Raw genomic sequence first — 24,872 nt, 5'->3', positions numbered from 1 at the left:
ATCAACCCTGGGACAACAGTTGACGCAAGTCGATCACCGCCGCGTTGGCGCGCGACAGGTAGTTGGCCATGACCAGCGAATGGTTGGCGAACACACCGAACGGGCTGCCGTTGAGAATCACCGGGCTCCACATAGGCTCTTGCGACGCTTCCAGCTCACGAATGATCTGGCGCACACTCACGGTGGCGTTCTTTTTCGCCAGCACGTCGGCGAAGTCGACCTCAATGGCACGCAGCAAATGCGACAACGCCCACGCCTGACCACGTGCCTCGTAGAACACGTTGTCGATCTGCATCCATGGGGTTTCAACGATTTCTTCATCGACCTGCGGCACTTCGCCCGGCTTCACGGTCACCGTGGACTGCGCTTCGGTTTTCAGCGTGCTGTTGAGCTTGACGCGACCTACGCTGGCAGACAGCCGCTGGGACAGCGAACCCAGACGGGTGCCGACATCGCCCAGCCAGTTGTTCAGGTTGTCGGCGCGGGTGTAAAACAACGCGCCTTTCTGGTTCGGATCGGACAAGCGCGCCTGATAACGGCTCAGCGCAGCGATGCCATCGCGGTATTGGGATTCGCTTGAAGGCAGCACCCAGCTCTTGTTGTCGAAGTTGAACAACGGCTCGGCGCGCGCCAGATCGCCGTCTTCAGCCGACTGCGATTGCGAACGGGCAAAGTCCTTGCGCAGGGCGCGGCTCAGATCACGGACCTGGACCAGCACGCCATATTCCCAGCTCGGCATGTTGTCCATCCATAAGCCAGGCGGGAAACGGTCGTTGGAAATGTAACCGCCGGGCTTGTCGAGCAGGGTCGATGCGACGGTCTTGAGCGTCTCGACGGTGGTGTAGCCGATCACCATCTGCTTGCCTTCACGCTCGGCGGCGGCCTGAGCCTGTTGCTGGACCGCAAACATAGGCGGCTCGCTGCTCCACCAGATGCCCAGCACCACGGTGACGACCAGATAGAGGCCGACCACGGCCCCCACGGCACGGCTGAAAAACAAACCGCCCCAATAACCCCGAGGCGCCTTGCCTACGGGCTTCTCTTCAACACGCTCACCCCCGCCCGCAGTGCCCGAGCGCTTCTTCCAATCCAGCATGGCCTTGTCCTTTCAATCGCGGAATTCAGTGCTTAGGACCGCAACCTTACAGCAAGGTGCGTTTGGCAGGAACGCGGGGGAAGGTTCATTTGCGTAATCGACAGGCCTGTGGGCGTCATGCAGCGGGGTGTTGCACAAACATACCCCGAGGTCATGCCCGAGGCTGCCTTGGGCATCAGGCATTACCTGACTGATCGGTCACGCGCACTCTCATCGGTTTTCTGTCGAGTATTGCTGCCTATCGCGTTGAAAAGATGGAAATTTGACGCGTAAATCCTGGAAAAAATGACAACAAAATGACTTGCGATGCACTTGTTCAGTAAAACTAGTGCTAGCATAGAGCCAGCATTTGTATCAGGGTTTCCCCTATAAGTAGTCAGGACATGACCGAAGCAGAAGATCCGAGCCGCGACCGCCTCAAGCACCATTTCGCCCAGCGCGTCATTCACCAGGCACGTCAGATCCTGGAGGTATGGCAGCGCCTGCAGCAGAGCGAATGGTCGGTGGCCGACATGGAGGAACTCAGTGAGGCAAACCAGCGGTTGCTGCGTTTCGCCGAGCGCTTCGAACAGGCCGAGCACGCTCAACTGGCGCGCGGCATCAGTCAGTCCCTGCAGGAGGTGGAAGCCAACCGGGGTCGCTTGAGCAGCGCGTTGATCACTGATCTCAACCGCCTGATGCAGCGCCTGTCACGCACCGGCCTGCGTCATGGCGACCGCTTGGAACACACGGCGCTTCCACCACTGCGCAAGCCCATTTACGTGATGCTTCAGGATCATGAACGTGGCGAGCGACTGGCCAAACAGCTGGAATTCTTCGGGTTGAGTGCGCAGTCGCTCGACAGCATCCAGGCGTTTCACGCGACGCTGGCCGAGCGTTTGCCGGCCGCTGTGGTGATGGACGTGGATTTTGGCGGCGTCGGCGAAGGCCTGAAACTGGCGGCCAAGATGCAGGAAGGCCTTGAGCAGAAACTGCCGTTGCTGTTCTTCAGCCATCACGAAACCGATACGCCCACGCGACTGGCCGCCGTGCGCGCTGGCGGCGAAGAGTTTCTGACCGGCACGCTGGAAGCCTCCAGCCTGCTGGAGAAGATCGAGATTCTGACGCGGGTCGCGCAGTACGAACCTTATAAAGTGCTGATCATCGATGACTCGCGCGCGCAGGCCACGCACACCGAGCGTTTGCTCAACAGCGCAGGCATCGTCACGCGCACGCTGTTCGATCCGATCAAGACCATGGCCGAGCTGGCGGAATTTCAGCCGGACCTGATCATCCTCGACATGTACATGCCCGGCTGCACTGGCACTGAACTTGCGAAGGTGATTCGCCACAACGACCGTTATGTCAGCGTGCCGATCATCTACCTCTCGGCCGAAGACGATCTGGATAAACAGCTGGACGCGATGAGCGAAGGTGGTGACGACTTCCTCACCAAGCCGATCAAGCCACGGCACTTGATCACCACCGTGCGCAACCGCGCGGCGCGGGCGCGCAACCTCAAGGCGCGCATGGTACGCGACAGCCTCACCGGGCTTTATAACCACACGCACATTCTGCAATTGCTCGAGGATTGCAGTTTCCGCGCACGCCGCGAGAACAAACCGCTGAGCTTTGCGATGCTGGACATCGACCACTTCAAGAAGGTCAATGACGGCCACGGCCACCCCATGGGTGACCGGGTGATCAAAAGCCTGGCGTTGTTCCTGAAACAGCGCCTGCGCAAGACCGACTACATCGGTCGTTACGGCGGCGAAGAGTTCGCAGTGGTCATGCCCGACACCGACCTGAAGGCCGCCTACGGCGTGCTCGACGAAATCCGCCGGCGCTTCGCCGAGATCCATTACCCGGCACAACCGACCGATCTGTTCTGCACATTCAGCGCCGGTGTGGTCGAGCTGGGCGAACACGACGATGCGTTGATGATGGCGTCACAGGCAGACGACGCGCTATACCGCGCGAAGAAGGCCGGGCGCAATCAGGTGCATGGGTTGCGAGACGAGTTAACGCCCCAGAAGAAGCATCCGACGATGGACATCACCTAGTCCACGTCTGCGCTCAACCTCACGCTGCGACGGTGACTGATCGATCGCTTTCGCGGGCAAGCGCGCTCCTACAATGGACTGCGTGTGCTGCTGGATAGAACCACCGCACCACCCTGCACCTGCGCAAACACTCCGCTATCATGCGCGGACCTTTGTAATGCGAGACCGCCATGCGCCGCCTGCTTTGTCTGTTACTGCTGACCTTCGCCCTGCCCGCCTTCAGCGCGAGCCTGCTGGACAGTCGGCCCGCTTCCACGCTGGGCGGCGCAGCCATTGACAACAGCAAGGACTTCCTGCCGGTCCGCCAGGCCTTTCAACTGAACCTGATAGACACCTCGCCTGAGTCCATCAAGTTGCAGTTCGTCGCCACCGAAGGCTATTACCTGTACCGCCATCGCTTCCAGTTTCGGACCGAGCCAGCGGATATCGGCCTGGGCGCTGCGCAACTGCCCGATGGCGAAAAGAAACACGATGAGTACTTCGGCGACGTAGAGGTCTATCACGGCATTCTCGACATCAGCCTTCCCCGCAAAGCCGGTGATACCCGCCCCTTCACCTTGGTCGTGACCTATCAGGGCTGCGCTGACAAGGGCCTGTGCTATCCACCGGAAACCGAACGATTGAGCATAGCCGGTGCCGCACTTTCGACGGCGGATGCAGGCCCCACAACAGACCAAGGCAAAACACCGCTCAGTTGGAAACAACTGGCGCTGTTCTTCCTCGCAGGCGTCGGACTCACGTTCACGCCCTGCGTATTGCCCATGCTGCCGATCCTTTCCGGTGTGGTGCTGCGAGGGCAGATTGGCGGGTTGCGCGGCTTCTCGTTATCGCTCGCGTATGTGCTGCCGATGGCGATCTGTTTCGCGCTTCTCGGTGCGCTGATGGGCCTGTTCGGCGCCAGCCTCAACCTGCAGGCGCGCCTCCAGTCGGCGTGGGTGCTGGTTCCGTTTTCACTGTTCTTCGTGGTGTTCGCCATCGCCATGTTCGGCGCCTTCGAACTGCGCCTGCCCCGCGCACTGAACGACCGACTCGACCGCATCGCGGGCAATACCCAAGGCGGCTCGCTGTGGGGTGCCGCGGTGCTGGGCGTGGTTTCGAGCCTGCTGGTTTCACCTTGCGTTTCTGCGCCACTGGCCGGTGCGCTGCTTTATATCAGCGCCAGCGGTGACGCACTGGGCGGCGCGCTGAAATTGTTTGCCCTGGGCCTGGGCATGGGCGCGCCACTGGTCGTCGTGGCCACGGGCGGTGCCGCCTGGCTGCCGAAGAGCGGCCCTTGGTTGGTAACGGTCAAGAACGCCATTGGCGTCTTGCTACTGGCGCTGGCGATCGGGCTACTCAGCCGGGTCATTCCGGGCCAAGCCACATTGGTGCTGATCGGCCTGCTGTGGGCCGGCGTCGCGCTGTTTCTTGGCGCGCTGGAATTCAACGAGAAGACCCCTCGTGGTCGCCTGTCCCAACTGCTCGGCTTGCTTCTCTTGGTCTACGCTCTCTCCTGCTGGTATGGCGCACTAAGCGGGCAGACCGACCCGTTACGACCGTTGGGCCGCCCACAGGTCGCGCAGATCGCCGGTGAAAACACTGGAAAAACGGCAGAGCAATGGCAGACCGTGACACAGGTTAACGATCTGAACCGGATCCTCGATGAGTCGAAAAACGCCGAAAAACCGGTGTTGGTCGACTGGTACGCGGACTGGTGCATCAGCTGCAAGGTCATCGAGCATGAAGTGTTGCCCGATCCGAAAATTGTCAGCCAGCTCAAGGGGTTTCGTTTGATCCGCTTCGACATGACTGACAGCAGTCCCGAGCAGCGTGCGTTGCTGGATCGTTATAAATTGTTTGGCCCCCCAGCTTTGCTGTTTTTCGGAAAAGACGGGAACGAGCTGACAAATGCGCGTGTCGTCGGCGAAATCGACGTTGAGGGCTTCTCCGAGCACCTTACTAGAGCAAATGACCAAATTTAGGCTCTTAGTCACAAACTTTGCGCGAACATCGGACATCGTGCTGAGTATTGTCGGTAACTGGACAGTCCAATACGGTTTCCGGCATAGTCGCTGCGCTTCAACGGTTTGCACCTGCAATCTGCCTCGCACTCGCGGCGAGCGTCGACAACGCATACAACAAGGAACACACGATGGCGACTTTTCTGGTTCTTCACGGACCTAACCTGAACCTGCTGGGCACCCGTGAACCGGGGATCTATGGCTCGATCACGTTGGCCGATATCAACCAGGATCTGGAGAAGCGTGCGCGCGAAGCCGGCCACCATCTGATGTACCTGCAAAGCAACGCCGAGTACGAATTGATTGATCGCATCCACGCTGCGCGCGATGAAGGTGTGGATTTCATTCTGATCAATCCGGCTGCTTTTACTCACACAAGTGTCGCAATACGTGACGCATTGCTGGGAGTGAGCATCCCATTCATCGAAGTGCACCTCTCGAATGTGCACAAGCGCGAACCTTTCCGCCATCACTCCTACTTTTCAGATGTCGCTGTAGGCGTGATCTGCGGCCTTGGCGCCAGCGGTTACCGACTGGCCCTGGAGGCTGCCCTGGAACAACTGGCCACCCGTTCGAAGGCGTGAGCGGCGCAGTTTCGCACTGAGCCACACAGCCTGAACCGGCTACCGAATACCCCTGACCGTCCCTTGGGAGTTGATGATTAATGGATATCCGTAAAGTCAAGAAACTGATCGAACTGCTGGAAGAATCTGGCATCGACGAACTGGAAATCCGTGAAGGCGAAGAGTCCGTACGAATCAGCCGTCACAGCAAGACTCCAGCGCAGCAGTACTACGCGCCAGCCCCGGTTGCCGCACCTGCAGCACCCGCTCCAGCCGCCGCGCCCGTCGCTGCCGCCGCAGCCGAAGCGCCAGCCGCCGCAAAACTGAACGGCACCGTTGCCCGTTCGCCAATGGTCGGCACCTTCTACCGCAAAGCGTCGCCAACCTCGCCAGCCTTCGCTGAAGTCGGCCAGACCGTGAAGAAAGGCGACACCCTCTGCATCGTCGAAGCGATGAAAATGATGAACCACATCGAAGCCGAAACCAGCGGCGTGATCGAGTCCATCCTCGTCGAAGACGGCCAGCCGGTTGAGTATGACCAGCCGCTGTTCACCATCGTTTGAACCGCGGAGAGCCAACGATGTTGAAACCTGCGAAGTTGGAAAAAGTTCTGATCGCCAACCGCGGTGAAATTGCCCTGCGGATCCTGCGTGCCTGCAAAGAGCTGGGCATCAAGACCGTCGCCGTTTACTCCAAGGCTGACAAGGACCTGATGCACCTGGGTCTGGCAGACGAATCCGTCTGCATTGGTCCGGCATCGGCTGCTCAGTCCTACCTGCACATCCCGGCGATCATCGCGGCCGCCGAAGTCACCGGCGCCACGGCGATCCACCCTGGCTACGGCTTTCTGGCGGAAAACGCCGATTTCGCCGAGCAGGTCGAGAAGTCCGGTTTTGCCTTTATCGGCCCCAAAGCTGACACCATTCGCCTGATGGGCGACAAGGTGTCGGCCAAGGACGCCATGATCAAGGCGAACGTTCCGACCGTTCCAGGCTCCGACGGCCCGCTGCCGGAAGACGAAGCAGAAGCGCTGCGTATCGGCCGTGAGGTCGGTTACCCGGTGATCATCAAAGCCGCTGGCGGCGGTGGTGGTCGTGGCATGCGCGTGGTTCACAAGGAAGAGGACCTGATCTCCTCGGCCAAACTGACCCGTAGCGAAGCTGGCGCAGCCTTCGGCAACCCGATGGTCTATCTGGAGAAGTTCCTGACCAACCCACGTCACGTGGAAGTGCAGGTACTGTCCGACGGCCAGGGTCACGCCATCCACCTGGGCGACCGTGACTGCTCGCTGCAACGCCGCCACCAGAAGGTGCTTGAAGAAGCGCCTGCACCGGGTATCGACGAAAAAGCCCGCGCTGAAGTGCTGGCTCGTTGCGTCAAGGCGTGCATCGACATCGGTTACCGCGGTGCCGGTACGTTCGAATTCCTGTACGAGAACGGCGCGTTCTATTTCATCGAGATGAACACCCGCGTTCAGGTAGAGCACCCGGTTTCGGAAATGGTCACCGGCATCGACATCGTCAAGGAAATGCTGAGCATCGCTGCTGGCAATGTGTTGTCGTACACCCAGGATGACGTGAAGATCCACGGTCACGCCCTTGAGTGCCGGATCAACGCCGAAGACCCGAAAACCTTCATGCCGAGCCCAGGCACGGTCAAGCATTTCCACGCACCAGGCGGCAACGGCGTTCGCGTCGATTCGCACCTGTACAGCGGTTATGCGGTTCCACCGAACTACGACTCACTGATCGGCAAGCTGATCACCTGGGGCAAGGACCGCGACGAAGCCATGGCTCGCATGCGCAATGCCCTGGACGAAATCGTGGTCGACGGGATCAAGACCAACATACCGCTGCACCGTGATCTGACCCGTGATGAAGGCTTCTGCAAAGGCGGCGTCAACATTCACTACCTGGAACACAAACTGGCCGGTGAGAAACACTGATCCGCCCATAGAGTGCTACAGACCCGCAAAGCCGCTTTCGAGCGGCTTTGTTGTTTCTCCCCGAACCCCGTAAACTTGCGGGTCTTTCGTGGCTCTACGCCGCCTGTCCTTTTTTCAATTCGAAGGTAATCCGCCATGCCTTGGCTGCAAGTCCGTCTCGCCATCAGCCCAGAACAAGCCGAAACCTACGAAGACGCGCTGCTTGAAGTCGGTGCCGTGTCCGTGACGTTCATGGATGCTGAAGACCAGCCGATCTTCGAACCTGAACTCAATACCACGCCGCTGTGGTCGCACACTCACCTGCTGGCCCTGTTCGAAGCCGACACCAACGCCGATCACGTGCTCGCGCACCTTAAGCTGCTGACCGGCGCCGATCTGCCGGAACACATGCACGAAGTGATCGAAGACCAGGACTGGGAACGCAGCTGGATGGACAACTTCCAGCCCATGCGCTTCGGCCAGCGCCTCTGGATCGTGCCAAGCTGGCACGCAGCCCCGGAGCCCGATGCAGTCAATCTGCTGCTCGATCCGGGCCTGGCCTTCGGCACCGGCACCCACCCGACCACCGCCCTGTGCCTGGAATGGCTGGACGGTCAGGACCTGAGCGACTGCAACGTACTCGACTTCGGCTGCGGCTCGGGCATCCTCGCCATCGCCGCACTGCTGCTGGGCGCCCGACACGCGGTCGGCACCGATATCGACGTGCAGGCACTGGAAGCTTCTCGCGACAATGCGGGGCGCAACAACGTACCGGCGGACAAATTTCCGCTCTATCTGCCCGAAGACCTGCCCAAAGAGCCGGCTGACGTATTGGTCGCTAATATTCTCGCAGGGCCTCTGGTTTCTCTGGCACCTCAGCTGGCCAGCCTGGTCAAACCCGGTGGGCGTCTTGCACTGTCCGGCATTCTTGCCGAACAAGGCGATGAAGTCGCCGCTGCCTACGCGGACACATTTGACCTGGACCCGATCGCCAACCGTGACGGCTGGGTGCGGATTACCGGTCGTCGTCGTTGATCCACTGACCCCACACCTTCAGGCGCTCGCTAACCCCCGGATACCCGCATGACCGACAGCTTCGTCACCCAGTGCCCGCACTGCCAGACCAGTTTCCGCGTCAGCCACGCCCAGTTGAGCGTTGCTCGAGGCATGGTGCGCTGCGGCTCTTGCCTGCAAGTGTTCAACGCCGCGAAACAACTGCTGGAGCAACGGATCGGGGCCGCGAACGCCAGCGCGGAACCGCCAGCGCCCGCCGTGTCCGCGCCGGTCCCGACACCCGGACCGGTGGAAACGCCTGCCGTCCTCGCGAGCCACTCCGTAACGGTGCCCGAGCCGGCCCCGCTGCCGGTCAAGCGCGAAACCCGTAACGTCGACGTGGACAGCCTGGATCTGGACGACCTCGATGTGGAGCTCGCCCGCCTTGAACAGCGCGAGATTCAGTTGCCCGAATCCTTCGGCCGCGCCAGCCACGCCCGTGACCACGACGAGGTCGAGTCATTCAGCGCTCGCCGCGACGAGCCTGAAGTCAGCACAGAACACTGGGACCACGGGCTGAGCCACGACGACGTCAACCACCTGCCGGAATTGCGCGCTGAAGTCATCGTCGAACGCGACGACCACGACCCTCTCGACGAACCGCAGGTGGGCGAGGATATCGACCGGGACGACGACCAACGCACCGAGCCCTCGCTCTCACTGAACACCGACGACATCGACGATGAGCCGACACATGCTCGTCTGCGCCATGTCGAGACCGAAATCGATGAGCCACACGCGTCCGAACGCTTTTCGGCACTGGATGGCGACGACGCGCGCGATCCCGCTCACCGTCACGAAGACGACGATGAGGACGAGCGGCCGCAGGCCCATGGCAAACGCGAGCGCAGTGAACCGGCCTTGCGCGACCGGGCATTGCTGGACCTGACAGACGACCCGCTGCAACTGGCCTGGCAAAAGCCCAAACCGCGCACGGGTCGCCGCGTGCTCTGGCTGCTGCTGGTGCTGATTGCGCTGGGCGCGCTGGCGGGCCAATACATCTGGTATCACTTCGACGAGCTCGCCCGTCAGGATCAATACCGCCCCTGGTTCCAGGAGATCTGCCCGCAGGTCGGCTGCAAGGTGCCTTCCAAGGTCGACATCAAGCTGCTCAAAAGCAGCAATCTGGTGGTCCGCAGTCATCCCGAGTTTCAGGGCGCGCTGGTGGTCGATGCGATCATTTACAACCGCGCCTCCTTCTCTCAGCCGTTTCCGCTGCTGGAGCTGCGCTTCGCCGATACCAGCGGTCAGTTGATTGCCAGTCGTCGGTTCAAGCCCGGCGAATATTTGAGCGGCGAGCTGGCTGGCAAGGACGAAATGCCGCCGCAGACGCCTATTCACATTGCTCTGGACATTCTCGACCCTGGTCCGAAAGCGGTGAATTACAGTTTGAGTTTTCGCTCGCCGGAGTAAACTCCGAGACCGGCCTTGACTGAATGGCGAGCGCAGCGACCGCGTGAAAATGCGGCGCAGAGCGGCTGAAAAACCGACGACAGTTTTATGACAGCGCGATCCCGAACCTAACCGTTCGCAATAAGAAAGCAACTGTTCAGATTTTATCCAATTCAGCCTTTATCCAGTCATCGAGAGCGGGTATCATGCCCACCCTTTTTCATACTCTGGGTCCTGTCTGAACCGTCGCGCCGACTTTGATTGGTGGCACTTTTCGGACCAGACCTCGTGATTCGGCCCCACAACAGGTCACCCTATGTCGGCGGTACGCATCGGCCCATATACATTGCAGAACGGCTTGATTCTCGCCCCCATGGCGGGCGTCACCGACCAGCCCTTCCGGCAGCTCTGTCGCCAACTCGGCGCAGGTCTGGTGGTGTCGGAAATGGTCACCAGTGACATGAGCCTGTGGAACAGCCGCAAATCGCGGTTACGCATGATTCACGAAGGTGATCCCGAACCCCGTTCGGTACAGATCGCCGGTGGAGATCCGCAGATGCTTGCGGATGCAGCACGCGCCAACGTCGAACTTGGCGCACAGATCATCGATATCAACATGGGCTGTCCGGCGAAAAAGGTCTGCAACAAGGCCGCTGGTTCCGCACTGTTGAAAGATGAGCAGTTGGTGACCGAAATCCTGCACGCGGTGGTCGCGGCAGTCGACGTGCCGGTCACCCTGAAGATTCGTACCGGCTGGGACCGGGCGAACAAAAATGGTCTGACGGTCGCCAGAATCGCCGAACAAGCCGGAATCCAGGCCTTGGCGGTGCATGGTCGAACCCGCGCGGATCTCTACACCGGTGAAGCCGAGTACGACACCATCGCTGCAATCAAGCAGGCGGTGTCGATTCCGGTGTTCGCCAACGGCGACATCGATTCACCGGAAAAAGCCCGGCACGTCTTGCACGCGACCGGTGCCGATGGACTGTTGATTGGCCGGGCCGCCCAAGGGCGCCCATGGATTTTTCGCGAGATAGAACACTACTTGCGCACCGGGGAAAAACTCCCTGCGCTGGCGTTGGGTGAAGTGGAACGCATTCTGCTAGAGCATCTGGCCGCGCTTCACACGTTCTATGGCGACGTTATGGGCGTGCGGATCGCCCGTAAACACGTCGGCTGGTATCTCGCAACCTTGCCGGGCGCCAGGGAGTTTCGCGCCCATTTCAATCGTTTGGAAGGTACGGAAGCACAGTGCGCCAACGTTCGGGAATTCTTTGCCGAACGCTATAAAAGCCCGGAAGCAGGGAACGAACAAGAGGTGGCCGCATGACGATGATGACAGAGACTTTAGTGAGTGGAACAACACCCGTGAGCGACAACGTCAATTTGAAACAGCACCTCAACACGCCAAGCGAAGAAGGTCAGACCCTTCGTGGAAGCGTCGAAAAGGCGCTGCACAATTATTTCGCTCACCTTGAAGGTGCTGCCGTCACTGATGTTTACAATCTCGTGCTCTCGGAAGTCGAAGCGCCTTTGCTCGAGTGCGTGATGAATTACGTCAAGGGCAACCAGACGAAGGCGTCCGAACTGCTCGGTCTGAACCGTGGCACCTTGCGCAAGAAACTCAAGCAGTACGACCTGCTGTAAGCATCCAGAACACAAAAAGCGACCTCACTTCAATGCGGTCGCTTTTTTTGTAGAACTCATTTGCTTTTGATGGAAGTTGAGATGACCGACCAGACTACCCGCCTGCCGATCCGCCGCGCCTTGATCAGCGTTTCCGACAAGACCGGGATCCTTGAATTCGCCCGTGAACTCGAAGCCCTCGGCGTCGAGATCCTCTCCACTGGCGGCACCTTCAAGCTGCTCAAGGACAACGGCGTCGCAGCGGTAGAAGTCGCGGATTACACCGGCTTTGCAGAAATGATGGACGGTCGCGTCAAGACCCTTCACCCGAAAATCCACGGGGGCATTCTGGGACGTCGCGGCACCGACGACGCCATCATGGCCGAACACGGCATCAAGCCGATCGACCTGGTGGCCGTGAACCTGTATCCGTTCGAAGCCACGGTTTCCAAGCCAGGCTGCGACCTGCCGACCGCTATCGAAAACATCGACATCGGCGGCCCTACCATGGTCCGTTCGGCCGCGAAAAACCATAAAGACGTCGCCATCGTGGTCAACGCGAGCGATTACAGCCAGGTGCTGGAAAGCCTCAAGGCCGGTGGTCTGACCTACGCACAGCGTTTCGACCTGATGCTCAAGGCGTTCGAACACACCGCCGCCTACGACGGCATGATCGCCAACTACCTGGGCAGCGTCGACCAGAGCGCCGAAACCCTGTCGACCGAAGGCCGCAGCGAATTCCCGCGCACCTTCAATACACAGTTCATCAAGGCTCAGGAAATGCGCTACGGCGAGAACCCGCATCAGAGCGCGGCGTTCTACGTTGAAGCCAAACCCGCCGAAGTCGGCATTGCCACCGCAACCCAGTTGCAGGGCAAAGAACTCTCCTACAACAACGTCGCCGATACCGACGCTGCACTGGAATGCGTGAAGAGCTTCGTCAAGCCGGCCTGCGTCATCGTCAAGCACGCCAACCCGTGCGGCGTAGCGGTCAGCCCGGACGCCGAAGGCGGCATTCGTCAGGCGTACGAGCTGGCTTATGCCACCGACAGCGAGTCGGCCTTCGGCGGCATCATCGCCTTTAACCGTCAACTGGACGCCGAGACCGCCAAGGCCATCGTCGAGCGCCAGTTCGTCGAAGTGATCATCGCCCCAAGCGTCAGCGCCGAAGCCCAGGCCATCGTTGCCAGCAAAGCCAACGTTCGTCTGTTGACCAGCGGCCAGTGGGACAGCGAACGCGCTCCGGCGTGGGACTACAAACGCGTCAATGGCGGCCTGCTGGTGCAGAGCCGTGACATCGGCATGATCACCGCCGACGATCTGAAAGTCGTGACCAAGCGCGCGCCGAGCGAGCAGGAAATCCACGACCTGATCTTCGCCTGGAAAGTCGCCAAGTATGTCAAATCCAACGCCATCGTCTACGCCAAGAACCGTCAGACCATCGGTGTCGGCGCCGGCCAGATGAGCCGTGTGAACTCCGCACGCATCGCGGCCATCAAGGCCGAGCACGCAGGCCTGCAGGTTCAGGGCGCGGTCATGGCGTCGGACGCTTTCTTCCCGTTCCGTGACGGCATCGACAACGCCGCCAAGGTCGGCATCACTGCGGTGATCCAGCCGGGCGGCTCGATGCGCGACAACGAAGTGATTGCAGCGGCCGACGAAGCCGGAATCGCCATGGTCTTCACGGGCATGCGCCATTTCCGTCACTGATACACCGATTAACTGTGGGAGCGAGCTTGCTCGCGAATGCAATCTGCCAGAGACATTAACGTCGACTGACACACCGCTTTCGCGAGCAAGCTCGCTCCCACAGGGTTGGTTTTCGGCGCACAGACCGCCGACCTGCCAGCGAAACCCACAGAATTAGCGTCATCGAGGTTTAAAAAATGAACGTACTCATCATCGGTAGCGGTGGCCGCGAACACGCTCTGGCCTGGAAGGTCGCGCAGGATCAGCGCGTCCAGAAGGTTTTCGTTGCGCCGGGCAACGCGGGTACGGCCATCGAAGCCAAGTGCGAGAACGTCGCCATCGACGTCCTGGCGCTTGAGCAACTGGCTGACTTCGCCGAGAAGAACGTTTCGCTCACCATCGTCGGCCCGGAAGTGCCGCTGGTCGCCGGCGTGGTTGATCTGTTCCGTTCCCGTGGCCTGGACTGCTTCGGTCCGACCAAGGGCGCTGCACAGCTGGAAGGTTCGAAAGCCTTCACCAAGGACTTCCTGGCGCGTCACAAGATCCCGACTGCCGATTACCAGAACTTCACCGAGATCGAACCCGCGCTGGCTTACCTGCGCGAAAAAGGCGCACCGATCGTGATCAAGGCCGATGGCCTGGCAGCCGGTAAAGGCGTGATCGTCGCCATGACCCTGGAAGAAGCCGAAGAAGCCGTGCGCGACATGCTCGCAGGCAACACCTTCGGCGACGCCGGTTCCCGTGTCGTCATCGAAGAGTTCCTCGACGGCGAAGAAGCCAGCTTCATCGTCATGGTCGACGGCAAGAACGTGCTGCCAATGGCCACCAGCCAGGACCACAAACGCGTGGGCGATGGCGACAGCGGCCCGAACACGGGCGGCATGGGTGCTTACTCCCCTGCCCCGGTGGTCACCGCCGACGTCCACCAGCGCGTGATGGATCAGGTGATCTGGCCGACCGTCAGAGGCATGGCAGACGAAGGTAACGTTTACACCGGCTTCCTCTATGCTGGTCTCATGATCGACAAGGCCGGAAACCCGAAGGTCATCGAGTTCAACTGCCGCTTCGGCGACCCGGAGACCCAGCCGGTCATGCTGCGTCTGCAATCGAGTCTGGTCTTGCTGGTCGAGGCCGCATTGGCGCAAGCTCTGGACAAAGTCGAGGCTCAATGGGACCCACGTCCGAGCCTGGGTATCGTGCTGGCGGCAGGCGGTTATCCTGCCGATTACGCCAAAGGCGACGCGATCAACGGCCTGGACGCCGCTGCCGCATTGCCGGGCAAGGTGTTCCACGCCGGTACGGCGCTCAAGGACGGCCAGGTGGTGACGTCCGGTGGTCGAGTTCTGTGTGCAACTGCGCTGGGTGACAGCGTAGGCGATGCCCAGAAGCAGGCGTACGAACTGGCTGCAAAGATTGACTGGAAAGGCTGTTTTTACCGCAAGGACATTGGCTACCGCGCCATTGCCCGGGAACGCGGCGAACATCTGGAGTAAGTCTGGAACCAGCCGGTTTTCCGTTCGGAGAACCGGCTGATCATCCAGTGTCGCTCCAGAGTCAACTGGCTTCATTCACGAAGGGATTTCGCCGTGCGCTGGCTCAGGATTGCCACTTGTTTGATCATCGCCATGATGGCCCAGCTCTGCGTCCCTACGGCATCCGCCGAGGTCAGCGCAGGATGGTCGACCCTTGTCGACGATCAGGCCAACCTGCAACTCAGCGACATTCGCTCCGCGCATTACGACTCCCAATTCAGCCCGGTCGAACTCGACCAGGTCCGCGCCACCAGCCGTGACTCTGCGCTGTGGTTGCACTATCTGCTGCCCCCTACCGACCACGAACAACTGGTGCGTATCTTCGCCCCGGACCTCGCGACCGTTGACATGTACGTGCTCGACGGCGAGACCCTGATCGATCACTCACGCTCCGGTAACAAGGTCCCCCGCTCCGCTCAACCGCTGCCGTCCATCGACTTTCTGTTGCCGGTTCCACGCAGCGACAAGCCGCTGGATCTCTACCTGCGCCTGAAGTCCGAACAGGAACTGCGGCCCAACATTTCGCTGGAATCCGCGGTCGCAAGCGCTGCGGATGAGCGCCGTCCACTGTTACTCGGGCTGTTCTTCGGCTCGCTGATCATGTTGATCGTGCAGAACATCACGCGCTTCGCCCAATCGCGCTCGGTTAGCAGTTTATGGCTGGCGGCCTGCGAAGGCTTTCTGGGCCTGAGCGCCCTGTTGCTGCTCAACCTGCAGGCGCCCTGGTTGCCGCACTGGCACCTGGCGCAAACCCCCAGCGCTCACCTCGCCCTGCTGCTCGCAGCCGCCACGGGCCTGATGTACGCCTACTGCTTCTTCGTCCAGCGCGGCGTCGAAGTGTTGAACCGGTTACTGATGAGCGTGTTGCTGATCGTCGGCTTCGGTGGTTTGCTGGTGTTGTTCGTTGACACGTTGCCGCTGAACCTTCTGACCTTCCTGCTGGTGGCCCTCACTACGCTCACAATCACGCTGGTGTCGATCTATCACCTGCAAAAAGGGTATGCGCCCGCACGCCCTTTCGTCATCGCGATGATTGTGTTCAACCTGGGCAACCTGGTGATCCTGCCGGCCATGCTCTGGTTGACGACCATCGCTGCTCAGACCCTGATCATTGCGGTGATGGGCATGTTCTGCCTCTGTGGTCTGCTGATGAGCATCGCGCTGAGCGAGCGCCATCGCAGCATCACCGAAGACAACTTCAGCATCAGCCGGGAACTCGCGGCCAGCACTGCCGAGATCAATGCCAAAGCCGAATTCCTGGCGAAGATCAGCCACGAGATCCGTACGCCCATGAACGGCGTACTCGGCATGACCGAGTTATTGCTGGGCACCCCGTTGTCGGTCAAGCAACGCGACTACGTGCAGACGATTCATAGCGCCGGCAACGAGCTGCTGACATTGATCAACGAAATCCTCGATATCACCAAGCTGGAGTCCGGGCAGATCGAGCTGGATGACGTTCAGTTCGACCTCAGCGCGATGATCGAAGACTGCCTCAGCATTTTCCGTGCGAAGGCCGAACAGCAGAGCGTCGAGTTGATCAGCTTCATTCAGCCGCAAGTCCCGCGGGTCATCAGTGGCGATCCGACCCGCTTGCGACAGACGCTGCTCAGCCTGCTGGAAAACGCGTTAAAAAAGACCGACGAGGGCGAGATCTTGCTGGTGGTCGCCCTCGACTCCCGCGGAGGAAAACCGCGTTTGCGCATCGCCGTCCAGGACAGCGGCACACCGCTCACGCCCAAAGAGCGTGACGCCTTGCTCCACGCAGAGCTGCACAGCAAGAACTTCCTGGCGGCGAGCAAGGTCGGCGGCCACCTGGGGCTGGTCATCGCACGCCAGTTGATCCTGTTGATGAACGGGGAATTTGGCATCCAGAGCGGCAGCAACCAGGGCAGTACCCTGTGGTTGAGCCTGCCGCTGGACGCAGAGCGGCTTGAACAACCCCCTGCCGACCTCGACAGCCCGCTCAAAGGCGCGCGCGTGCTCGTGGTGGACGACAACGACACCTGCCGCAAGGTGCTTGTCCAGCAATGCAGTGCCTGGGGTCTGAACGTCAGCGCGGTGCCGTCAGGCAAAGAAGCCTTGGCCCTGCTGCGCACCAAGGCGCACCTGCGAGATTACTTCGACATCGTGTTGCTCGACCAGAACATGCCCGGCATGACCGGCATGCAACTGGCCGCCAAGATCAAGGAAGACCCGAGCCTTAACCACGACATCCTGCTGATCATGCTCACCGGCATCAGCAATGCACCGAGCAAGGTCATCGCACGCAATGCCGGGGTCAAACGCATCCTCGCCAAACCGGTGGCCGGTTACACCCTGAAAACCACGCTGGCCGACGAACTCAATCAGCGCAATAAAGGCCAGGCGCCGTTTCCACCCTCGCCCGTCGTCAACCTCGAGGTCGACGTGCCCACCGACTTCCGCATCCTGGTCGCAGAAGACAACAGTATCTCCACCAAGGTGATCCGCGGCATGCTGGGCAAACTCAATCTTCAGCCCGACACCGCCAGCAATGGCGAAGAGGCGCTGAGGGCGATGAAAGCCCAGCGCTATGACCTGGTGCTGATGGATTGCGAAATGCCGATTCTCGACGGCTTCTCGGCCACCCAGCAATTGCGCGCCTGGGAAGTGGGTAATCAACGCAAACGCACCCCCGTGGTCGCGCTGACCGCCCACATTCTGGCCGAACACAAGGACCGCGCCCGCCAGTCAGGCATGGACGGGCATATGTCCAAACCCGTCGAGCTGTCTCAACTGCGCGAGCTGGTGGAGTACTGGGTGGAGCAACGGGCGCGTAATCAAGCGGGCGCAGAAGCCGGCGACCCGGAACGCTATCAGCAAAACTGAACCTCCGGCGTGCGCGGCGCCTGATAGACTTGCCCCGTCCAAATCTGCCGCCACGAGCTCAAGCCATGCTGCATGTGTTGTTCAGCGTTTACCTGAAGATGCTGGTGCTCTATAGCCCGTTCTTCGTCCTGTCCTGCTTTATCAGCCTGAGCCGAGGCTATTCGCGCAAAGAGCGCCGCTACCTGGCGTGGAAGGTTGCCTTCGCAACATTGGTATCGAGCGTGTTGCTGTACCTGTTCGGGCGCGTGATTTTCACCGTCTTCGGCATCACCGCCGACGCTTTTCGGATTGGCGCCGGGAGCGTGCTGTTCATCTCTGCGCTGGGCATGGCGCAGGGCAAATCCGGCGTTCAGACCGACAACGTGCAACAGGACGTCACCATCGTTCCACTGACCATCCCGATTACCGTCGGCCCCGGCACTATTGGCGCGCTGTTGGTGATGGGCGTCAGCCAGCCCCATTGGGACGACAAGCTGACCGCCATCGTCAGCATTGCGTTGGCGAGTTTCACCGTGGGTGTGGTGCTTTACCTGTCCAACAGCATCGAACGCGTGCTGGGCGATCAAGGCCTTCAAATTGTCAGCCGCCTGATGGGACTGTTCGTCTGTGCACTGGCCGCGCAGATCATCTTCACCGGCATCAAGGGTTATCTGGTTCCGTAGGTCAGATCAAGACGCGGGTAAGCAGATGATCCATCCGATTGTCGAGATAAAGGCAGACAGCCTCACGGCGCTTCGCGTAGGCCGTTCTGTCGAACACGTATCGTCCACCCTTGACGAACAGAATCACACGCTTGCCGCCATCGTGCAGAGCGTCGCCGTTGAAACTCACATTGATGCCACACAGCAAAATGACGATGTCCCCAGCGGGCGTTTTCTCGCAAGGGACTAACTGAAGGAAACGTCCCTTACCGGCCACGGTGGAGTGATCGAAAAAGGCCTTCACGCTTCGATTGACGCGGGCGGCGGTGAAACACTGCTTGACCATGTCAACCAGGTTACGTGATCCATGTGTGCCCACTATCTGGAAGAGCTGACTGGTCCACTCATCCGGGTGCCCCAACACTCTTGAATCAGGTGTGATAAAGCTGGTGCGCTTGAATCCGCTGATCACTAAACGCTGGGTGTAATCGAACATCCAGCTCGACCACAATTCGGTCTGGTCAAACTTTACGCTGGACGTAAGGTCCGCATACGTGACCAATTCCTGAACATCACTTTTCTCTTCCGCTGTCATCCCTGGAAAAAAAGTAAAAAGATTATTGCCTACAAATGCCGCCTCTATGTTTCTCGATCCCATGACACACCCGCTTTGGTAATTTCCAATCAATAACGCATGAGCCCGAAGAACGAGCCCATGCGCCAAGTGTTGATTAACGGCCCAGCGGTAGGTCGAGAATAGTGTCAAACATGTAGTCATCCAGCCGGTCTGCCAGTTTGTCTTTACCTCTTTGGAAGCGTCGCTCATTCAAGACCATTCGGTTCCCGGCCGATGCGACGTCAACGTCGGTGGACTGCCATTCCCAGAACAATACGTTCGTGACCGATTGAGAAGCGACGAAGTAAATGTTGGTGCTCACCAGTACGACGTCGCCGGCGGGCGACTCCATGCAGACGGCAATGTTGAATTTACCGTCTTGATGAGCCCGGTATTCTTTCTGGAACAGCCGAAGAGGTTCGCCACCCTTGCCGATGACCTTGACGGCTTCCGACGCCAGACTCATCAGCGCGGCTGCGGAGATGCCTGGCACCGCCGCGGCGGTAAGCGCCTTGCTCAGTATTTCGAGTCCGACCTGATCCATGGTGAATTTCCGCGAGCGCGCCGAGTGCTCACGTAACGTCTCAGTGAATCCTGCCCAGCCCAACCCTTTCATGATGAAGGTTTTTTCGTCGTACCATGCCTTGCGACGTTGCGCGACATTGGCAATCTGCTTGGTCTTGTAGACGGCGGCCAAATCCGAGTACAGCAGGGAATTGGTCACGTAATCCTTATGTTCGGCAGACATGTTCCCGCTGAATATAATCAGGTGCTCAGGCGCCACCACAGCGCTTTGCGCATCCGTGTTGGTTTCCGAATTAAAAGCGGCGGTCATCGGCACATTGTTTGAGGCACCGACTGGCACGGCGTTAATGGCGTCAGTGGCAAACGTGGTTTGATCTTTACCTGCAGCGACAGATGGCAGTTCCAGCAATGTATGAATCATATCAATAGTCCTTTATTTAATAGGCCCATCCTGGGCCCGATCCAAACTAGCAAAACCTGCTATTGCCTTCTACCCCGTCTCTAAACCAACACGTTCGCGATTAACGTCAGGCACCTCTAATAAAACCGGGAGCAAAACAAATATCTTGGGCAGCCAGAGGAAAAACCGGTCAAAAACTAACCGGATTCTCCCTGTTCCAGATGAGAACTCCCACACCTTTTGAAGATGTCGCGAAGCTTACTTGTCAGGCTTTTCGCCGTACCAGCGCGGTGTATACGTCCAGGCTTTACCGTCCGCACGAGGGAAGCTGCGGGTCAGCGACGAGCCGATCAACACCATCGTGCGCATGTCGACCTGCTCCGGCGTCAGTTCGCCCAACGTGATCACGCGAAGGGTTTGCCCCGGACGGCCGATGTCGCGGCCCAGCGTGACCGGTGTCTCAGGCGCGCGATGCACACGCACGATCTCCAGTGCACGCCCCAGTTGCCAGGGACGGGATCGCGAAATCGGGTTGTAGAACGCCAGCGCCAGATCGGCCTGGCATGCCAGGTCCAGCCGCTTTTCGATGATGTCCCAAGGCTTGAGGTTGTCGGACAGGGACATGACGCAGAAGTCATGCCCTAGCGGCGCGCCCGCTTGAGCGGCTGTCGCAAGGGAGGCTGAAACGCCGGGCAGGATTTCCAGGTCGACCGCGTGCCACTGAGCGTTGTCGGATTCATGCAGCGCTTCCAGCACCGCCGATGCCATGGCGAACACACCCGGGTCACCCGAGGACACCACCACCACCGAACGCCCTTGGGCGGCGAGCTCAAACGCGTGACGCGCGCGCTGCATTTCTTCACGGTTATCCGTGCAGTGCAGGACCTGATCGGCACGGAAAGGCCCCGCCATGCATACATAGGTCTCGTAACCCAATACGTCGTTGGCGCGGGCGAGTTCGGCTTTCACGGCTGGAATCATGAACTCGGCAGCGCCAGGTCCAAGCCCGATCACCGCCAACCGTCCACGGCCGCGACCGATACGTTGGACATCCAACGGTTCAGCCGCCACGGCGATAGCGATACCGTGCCGTGGACTGAGCGGTGGCAGCAGTTGCGGCAGTGCTTGTCGCGCCATGTCGCTTGCCGGTGCCTGCGCCGTGAAGCGCAACGGCACACCCAACGTGTCGGCAGCCGCGTGCAACGCAGGGTTGGCCATGCCGGTTTCGCTGGCCAGCAGGCACGCGAGCGCCTGGCTGGCAATGCGCGAGTCATGCAGTGCGCCGCGCACCGTTTCAGCGAGATCAGGGACCGTGGCCTCGACCGCCACCAGCACATTGCGCGGGTAGATCAGCAACTCGTTGGCGCAAGGCTCGCGCTCGGCGTACCCGACATGAATCGCCAGTTGCGCGTGATCATCTTCCGGCAGTTGCGCTTGCGCCAGCCACGGTGCGGCGCCTTCAATGCGCACGCTTTCGCCTGACAAGAGATCGGAAACGAAACGCTTGCCAAGCTCCAGGTCGCCCAGCGCATAACCGGACGGAGGATTGAGCAGGCAAGTGCCAAAGCGCAGTTCGCCGCTGGTAGTGATTGCCGCCGCCGTGTTCAAGCTCGCAGCAATCTTCCGGGCCATGACATTGACGCCACCCAGTCCGCCCAGCAGCGGCACGACCGCACTGCCATCCTCGGCGACCGCCAGCACAGGCGGCTCGGCGCCTTTTTCGAGCAACAGCGGCGCTAGCGTCCGAATCACGATACCCGCCGCGCAGAGGGCGATGATCGGCGTGTCCTGCTGATACAGATGGCGCAGTGTCGCGCCGAATTCGGAATACGTACGGTCCGCACCTTCCACACGTTCAGCCAGGCCATGAACGAGGGCGTCGGGATACAGCTGCTGGATGCGCCGGGCCGTGTTCAGCGCACCCTTGCCCAGAATGACGATGGCCGGTGCCTTGTTGTTCGACGCCCGCATCAGCCCTGCCACCTTTCACCCGGAACGATGATCAGCGAGAAGTACGGCGACGACATCGGATCGACCTCGGCCAGTGGCACGATTTTCTGGTTACTCATGGTCGCGCGCTCGACGTAGAGCGCACGCTCGGCGAGGCCCGTCTCGACCAGCACTTGACGTACCTTCGGCAAATTACGCCCCAGCTTCATGATGACCGCCGCATCGGCATCGACCAGTTTGCGCTTGAGCTCGTCGGCCGAGAGCACGCCCGACAACACCGACAGGCTCTGATTGCGATACACCAGCGGCGCGCCCAGCACCGAAGCGCCTCCGAGCATGGAGCAGACACCCGGTACGACTTCGGCCTCGTAGCGCTCAGCGAGGCGATCGTGCAGGTACATGTAGGAACCGTAGAAGAAAGGGTCGCCTTCGCAGATCACGGCGACATCGCGACCAGCATCCAGATGTGCAGCCACGTCAAGACTGGCGGTGTCGTAAAAGTCGCTGATGATCTGCTCGTAGGACATCGGCGCAGGCAGGGCCTCGGTGGTCACCGGGTACACCAGCGGCATCAGCGTTTGAGCGGCTTGGAGGTGCGCTTCGATGATGCCGAATGCGTTGCCCTTCTTGCCCTTGGCCACGAAGTAGGCCACCACCGGCGACTCGCGCAGCAGACGCAGGGCTTTGACGGTGATGAGTTCAGGATCCCCTGGGCCGACACCCAGGCCAATCAATCGACCGCGTGCCTGCATCATTCGATCTCCGTGGCGAGCGCGTTGACCGCAGCAGCCGCCATGGCGCTGCCACCGCGACGCCCTTGCATGATCACGTAGGGCACGCCGCGACTGTCAGCAGCGAGCATGTCCTTGGATTCGGCGGCACCGACGAAGCCCACGGGAAAGCCGAGTATCAGCGCGGGTTTCGGCGCACCGGCGTCGATCATCTCCAGCAGATAGAACAGCGCGGTCGGCGCGTTGCCGATCACGACGACAGCGCCTTCCAGGTGCGGGCGCCACAGTTCAAGCGCGGCGGCGGACCGGGTATTACCCAGCTCGCGAGCAAGCTCTGGAACACCGACCTGTTTGAGCGTGCAGATCACCTGATTATTCGCCGGCAAACGCGCACGGGTCACGCCTTCGGCCACCATGTGCGCATCGCACAGAATCGGCGCGCCAGCGGCCAGCGCCTGACGCCCTGCCGTGCCTGCGCCCGGAGAGAAGCGCAGCCCGTCGACCGCGTCGACCATGCCGCAGGCGTGAATCACACGCACTGCCAGCTTTTCCAGGTCGGCCGGGATCTTGTCGAGGTTGGCCTCGGCGCGAATGATCGCGAAGGAGTTGCGGTAAATCTCCTGGCCGTCGCGGATGTAATCAATCATCGGTGTTGCTCCGTGAGTCGGCGGTCAACAACGCACCGACTGCTTCAATAGTGAGGTCACGCCCACGCAACTCGCCGAAACCCGGCTGATCTGCATGACGAAAATACAAGTCGTAATGGCCGGCGGAAACCGCCAGCAAGGTGATCGGCGCAACGTGGGCCGCTGCGCAGGACCGATTGCAGCCCGACAAGTGAACGCCGTGACTGACGCCCTGCGCTTGCAGGTACTCTGCCAGTTGCCGCGCGTCTGCTTTGGTGTCGGCCAGCCCTTTGCCGCAGGCGGCAGCGCCGGTGCAGGCAATCATTTGAGACAGCGCCTTGTCGGCCTCGCACAACACGCCCGCAGCGCGCAACCTGTCGAGAGCAAGCGCGGCGTGATCATCGCGGACATTGCGCAGCATCAGGCCTTGCCAAGGGGTCATGGTCAGCGTTCCGTCACCGAGTTCGACGGCCAAGGTCGCCGCCTCGCGCAACATGGACGGCGTCAGACGCCCCAAAGGCACGACGCCGCCCACACACGTCAGACCGGGCTGCTTCTGTGGATAGAGACCGATATGGGCATTTACCTGAGCCGGCGCTCGTCGCCATGAGGTGATGGCTTGATCTGTTCTCAATGTCGTCGTCAAACGTTCGGACAGCTGCCCCAGAAAACCGGGCACCGGCAGGTCCTCAAGCAGATGACGCATGCGGGTCTGCTCGGGACGTGCGCGCTCCAGAAACAGTTCTAGCACCGAGACCACAAGCTCAAGGCCGGCGCCCAAGGGTACGGCGGCCACGGGAAAATCATTCGCCGGACATCCCGCCAGACCGAACCCCAGCAGGGTTTCACCGTCCACGCTCAGCGTCGACAGCCACAGATCATGGGGGTGTTCCAGCATGGCCAGCCCTTCACCGGCGTCCAGCGATATCGCAAATTTGGGCGAAAGCTCATGAAAGCGCGGATGGTTTTCCAGCGTGAGCAGAATCTTCTCGGCCAAGGGTTGAGCGTCGAACAACTGCTGTGGATCGACACCCGCCGCCGGGCTGAGCATCAGGTTACGGACGTCGTCGCTCGCGGGATTCTTCGGCCCCAATCCAGCGTTCAGCAGTGAGGCAATCAGCCCGTCGTGGTCCGCTCCAATCCCGCGAATCTGCAGGTTGCCGCGATTGGTCGCCTCGATCACACCGCCCGCAAAACGCTCTGCCGCATCGGCCACCGCAAGCGCTTGCGGCGCCGAGATCACGCCACCGGGCAGCTTGATCCGGCAGATTCCGCCGTCCAGCGCCGGGACGATACGCAACAACCCCGGACAGGCCGAGGGGCGCAAAGGCGCAGCGTGCGGGCGAGCGGACAGCGGCTCGGTCAAAGGTTCACCTGACGTGATCGGGCTGGAAGGAGCAGAGATGGGCGTCTGCAGGGGCCGTATTATGCCTGCTTTGGGTGCTGGCATGAAAAGACGGTCTGTCGGATGGGGGAAAGCGGACGGCTAGAAAGGCATTTCGAGTCTGGTTCAGTGCGTTACCAGAGTCTGCCCAGTAGGGCCAATCCTCCAAACCCTCCAATGAAGCCAATCAAAGCTAGATTCATGGGAATGCATATCCAGCGTCGATGGGTTC

General features: G+C 60.4%; 20 protein-coding genes. 13 read left to right on the top strand and 7 right to left on the bottom strand.

Annotated features, from left to right (window positions below; translation table 11 throughout):
• Position 1: 1 nt before the first annotated feature.
• On the bottom strand, positions 2-1,096 hold the full coding sequence (locus ABDX87_RS17020; RefSeq protein ID WP_346828930.1) for a DUF2333 family protein: 1,095 nt from the start codon (positions 1,094-1,096) through the stop codon (positions 2-4).
• 383 nt (positions 1,097-1,479) lie between these two features.
• Here ABDX87_RS17020 and ABDX87_RS17015 point away from each other — a divergent pair, with 383 nt between their 5' ends.
• The 13 genes from ABDX87_RS17015 to ABDX87_RS16955 all read left to right on the top strand — a co-directional run bounded on the left by ABDX87_RS17015 (position 1,480) and on the right by ABDX87_RS16955 (position 18,429).
• Positions 1,480-3,138: a PleD family two-component system response regulator gene (locus ABDX87_RS17015; RefSeq protein ID WP_346828929.1), complete on the top strand. Its 1,659-nt coding sequence runs from the start codon at positions 1,480-1,482 to the stop codon at positions 3,136-3,138.
• Positions 3,139-3,308: 170 nt separating this feature from the next.
• Positions 3,309-5,099 (top strand): protein-disulfide reductase DsbD, encoded by a 1,791-nt coding sequence (locus ABDX87_RS17010; protein WP_346828928.1) that lies wholly within the window; start codon positions 3,309-3,311, stop codon positions 5,097-5,099.
• Positions 5,100-5,269: 170 nt separating this feature from the next.
• Entirely contained in the window at positions 5,270-5,722 is a 453-nt protein-coding gene (gene aroQ, locus ABDX87_RS17005; protein ID WP_074751988.1) for a type II 3-dehydroquinate dehydratase, read from the top strand.
• Between the two features lie 80 nt (positions 5,723-5,802).
• Positions 5,803-6,264, top strand: a complete 462-nt coding sequence (accB, locus tag ABDX87_RS17000; protein WP_346828927.1) for an acetyl-CoA carboxylase biotin carboxyl carrier protein — start codon at positions 5,803-5,805, stop codon at positions 6,262-6,264.
• 17 nt (positions 6,265-6,281) lie between these two features.
• Positions 6,282-7,646 (top strand): acetyl-CoA carboxylase biotin carboxylase subunit, encoded by a 1,365-nt coding sequence (gene accC, locus ABDX87_RS16995; RefSeq protein WP_346828926.1) that lies wholly within the window; start codon positions 6,282-6,284, stop codon positions 7,644-7,646.
• 135 nt (positions 7,647-7,781) lie between these two features.
• A complete protein-coding gene (prmA, locus tag ABDX87_RS16990; RefSeq protein WP_346828925.1) occupies positions 7,782-8,660 on the top strand; it encodes a 50S ribosomal protein L11 methyltransferase in 879 nt (292 codons plus the stop codon).
• Between the two features lie 48 nt (positions 8,661-8,708).
• Positions 8,709-10,091, top strand: a complete 1,383-nt coding sequence (locus tag ABDX87_RS16985) for a DUF3426 domain-containing protein (RefSeq protein WP_346828924.1) — start codon at positions 8,709-8,711, stop codon at positions 10,089-10,091.
• 295 nt (positions 10,092-10,386) lie between these two features.
• On the top strand, positions 10,387-11,400 hold the full coding sequence (dusB, locus tag ABDX87_RS16980; RefSeq protein ID WP_346828923.1) for a tRNA dihydrouridine synthase DusB: 1,014 nt from the start codon (positions 10,387-10,389) through the stop codon (positions 11,398-11,400).
• Positions 11,397-11,717: a DNA-binding transcriptional regulator Fis gene (gene fis / locus ABDX87_RS16975; protein WP_007907419.1), complete on the top strand. Its 321-nt coding sequence runs from the start codon at positions 11,397-11,399 to the stop codon at positions 11,715-11,717. Before dusB ends, fis begins: the two co-directional genes overlap by 4 nt.
• 81 nt (positions 11,718-11,798) lie before the next feature.
• Entirely contained in the window at positions 11,799-13,406 is a 1,608-nt protein-coding gene (gene purH, locus ABDX87_RS16970; protein ID WP_346828922.1) for a bifunctional phosphoribosylaminoimidazolecarboxamide formyltransferase/IMP cyclohydrolase, read from the top strand.
• 176 nt (positions 13,407-13,582) lie between these two features.
• The gene (purD, locus tag ABDX87_RS16965; RefSeq protein ID WP_346828921.1) at positions 13,583-14,878 is read left to right on the top strand and encodes a phosphoribosylamine--glycine ligase; all 1,296 of its coding nucleotides are present in this window, start codon (positions 13,583-13,585) and stop codon (positions 14,876-14,878) included.
• A 93-nt stretch (positions 14,879-14,971) separates the two neighbouring features.
• On the top strand, positions 14,972-17,767 hold the full coding sequence (locus ABDX87_RS16960; protein WP_346828920.1) for a hybrid sensor histidine kinase/response regulator: 2,796 nt from the start codon (positions 14,972-14,974) through the stop codon (positions 17,765-17,767).
• Positions 17,768-17,832: 65 nt separating this feature from the next.
• Positions 17,833-18,429: a MarC family protein gene (locus ABDX87_RS16955; RefSeq protein WP_092407413.1), complete on the top strand. Its 597-nt coding sequence runs from the start codon at positions 17,833-17,835 to the stop codon at positions 18,427-18,429.
• Between the two features lies 1 nt (position 18,430).
• Here the strand turns inward: ABDX87_RS16955 and ABDX87_RS16950 are convergent, their stop codons facing one another.
• The 6 genes from ABDX87_RS16950 to cobG form a co-directional block, all read right to left on the bottom strand.
• The gene (locus ABDX87_RS16950; protein ID WP_346828919.1) at positions 18,431-19,066 is read right to left on the bottom strand and encodes a hypothetical protein; all 636 of its coding nucleotides are present in this window, start codon (positions 19,064-19,066) and stop codon (positions 18,431-18,433) included.
• Between the two features lie 73 nt (positions 19,067-19,139).
• Entirely contained in the window at positions 19,140-19,970 is an 831-nt protein-coding gene (locus ABDX87_RS16945; RefSeq protein WP_346828918.1) for a hypothetical protein, read from the bottom strand.
• Positions 19,971-20,207: 237 nt separating this feature from the next.
• The gene (gene cobJ / locus ABDX87_RS16940; RefSeq protein ID WP_346828917.1) at positions 20,208-21,920 is read right to left on the bottom strand and encodes a precorrin-3B C(17)-methyltransferase; all 1,713 of its coding nucleotides are present in this window, start codon (positions 21,918-21,920) and stop codon (positions 20,208-20,210) included.
• A complete protein-coding gene (locus ABDX87_RS16935; RefSeq protein WP_431061157.1) occupies positions 21,920-22,654 on the bottom strand; it encodes a precorrin-2 C(20)-methyltransferase in 735 nt (244 codons plus the stop codon). Before ABDX87_RS16935 ends, cobJ begins: the two co-directional genes overlap by 1 nt.
• On the bottom strand, positions 22,651-23,277 hold the full coding sequence (locus ABDX87_RS16930; RefSeq protein ID WP_346828915.1) for a precorrin-8X methylmutase: 627 nt from the start codon (positions 23,275-23,277) through the stop codon (positions 22,651-22,653). The genes ABDX87_RS16935 and ABDX87_RS16930 overlap by 4 nt, the downstream gene beginning before the upstream one ends.
• Positions 23,270-24,622 (bottom strand): precorrin-3B synthase, encoded by a 1,353-nt coding sequence (gene cobG / locus ABDX87_RS16925; RefSeq protein WP_346828914.1) that lies wholly within the window; start codon positions 24,620-24,622, stop codon positions 23,270-23,272. The genes ABDX87_RS16930 and cobG overlap by 8 nt, the downstream gene beginning before the upstream one ends.
• Positions 24,623-24,872 lie beyond the last annotated feature (250 nt).

Origin of the sequence: Pseudomonas abietaniphila (assembly GCF_039697315.1) — a bacterium.
Classification (GTDB): domain Bacteria; phylum Pseudomonadota; class Gammaproteobacteria; order Pseudomonadales; family Pseudomonadaceae; genus Aquipseudomonas; species Aquipseudomonas abietaniphila_B.
This window is presented reverse-complemented; position numbering and strand designations above follow the sequence as displayed.

What these genes read in the sequence shown, in the direction of transcription:
- ABDX87_RS17010 (WP_346828928.1), top strand. Translation starts at nt 3,309, where the DNA reads ATGCGCCGCCTGCTTTGTCTGTTACTGCTGACCTTCGCCCTGCCCGCC.
- ABDX87_RS16950 (WP_346828919.1), bottom strand. Translation starts at nt 19,066, where the DNA reads ATGGGATCGAGAAACATAGAGGCGGCATTTGTAGGCAATAATCTTTTT.
- ABDX87_RS17015 (WP_346828929.1), top strand. Translation starts at nt 1,480, where the DNA reads ATGACCGAAGCAGAAGATCCGAGCCGCGACCGCCTCAAGCACCATTTC.
- ABDX87_RS16955 (WP_092407413.1), top strand. Translation starts at nt 17,833, where the DNA reads ATGCTGCATGTGTTGTTCAGCGTTTACCTGAAGATGCTGGTGCTCTAT.
- dusB (WP_346828923.1), top strand. Translation starts at nt 10,387, where the DNA reads ATGTCGGCGGTACGCATCGGCCCATATACATTGCAGAACGGCTTGATT.
- cobJ (WP_346828917.1), bottom strand. Translation starts at nt 21,920, where the DNA reads ATGCGGGCGTCGAACAACAAGGCACCGGCCATCGTCATTCTGGGCAAG.
- accB (WP_346828927.1), top strand. Translation starts at nt 5,803, where the DNA reads ATGGATATCCGTAAAGTCAAGAAACTGATCGAACTGCTGGAAGAATCT.
- ABDX87_RS16985 (WP_346828924.1), top strand. Translation starts at nt 8,709, where the DNA reads ATGACCGACAGCTTCGTCACCCAGTGCCCGCACTGCCAGACCAGTTTC.
- fis (WP_007907419.1), top strand. Translation starts at nt 11,397, where the DNA reads ATGACGATGATGACAGAGACTTTAGTGAGTGGAACAACACCCGTGAGC.
- ABDX87_RS16930 (WP_346828915.1), bottom strand. Translation starts at nt 23,277, where the DNA reads ATGATTGATTACATCCGCGACGGCCAGGAGATTTACCGCAACTCCTTC.
- accC (WP_346828926.1), top strand. Translation starts at nt 6,282, where the DNA reads ATGTTGAAACCTGCGAAGTTGGAAAAAGTTCTGATCGCCAACCGCGGT.
- ABDX87_RS17020 (WP_346828930.1), bottom strand. Translation starts at nt 1,096, where the DNA reads ATGCTGGATTGGAAGAAGCGCTCGGGCACTGCGGGCGGGGGTGAGCGT.
- prmA (WP_346828925.1), top strand. Translation starts at nt 7,782, where the DNA reads ATGCCTTGGCTGCAAGTCCGTCTCGCCATCAGCCCAGAACAAGCCGAA.
- aroQ (WP_074751988.1), top strand. Translation starts at nt 5,270, where the DNA reads ATGGCGACTTTTCTGGTTCTTCACGGACCTAACCTGAACCTGCTGGGC.
- ABDX87_RS16935 (WP_431061157.1), bottom strand. Translation starts at nt 22,654, where the DNA reads ATGATGCAGGCACGCGGTCGATTGATTGGCCTGGGTGTCGGCCCAGGG.
- purH (WP_346828922.1), top strand. Translation starts at nt 11,799, where the DNA reads ATGACCGACCAGACTACCCGCCTGCCGATCCGCCGCGCCTTGATCAGC.
- purD (WP_346828921.1), top strand. Translation starts at nt 13,583, where the DNA reads ATGAACGTACTCATCATCGGTAGCGGTGGCCGCGAACACGCTCTGGCC.
- ABDX87_RS16945 (WP_346828918.1), bottom strand. Translation starts at nt 19,970, where the DNA reads ATGATTCATACATTGCTGGAACTGCCATCTGTCGCTGCAGGTAAAGAT.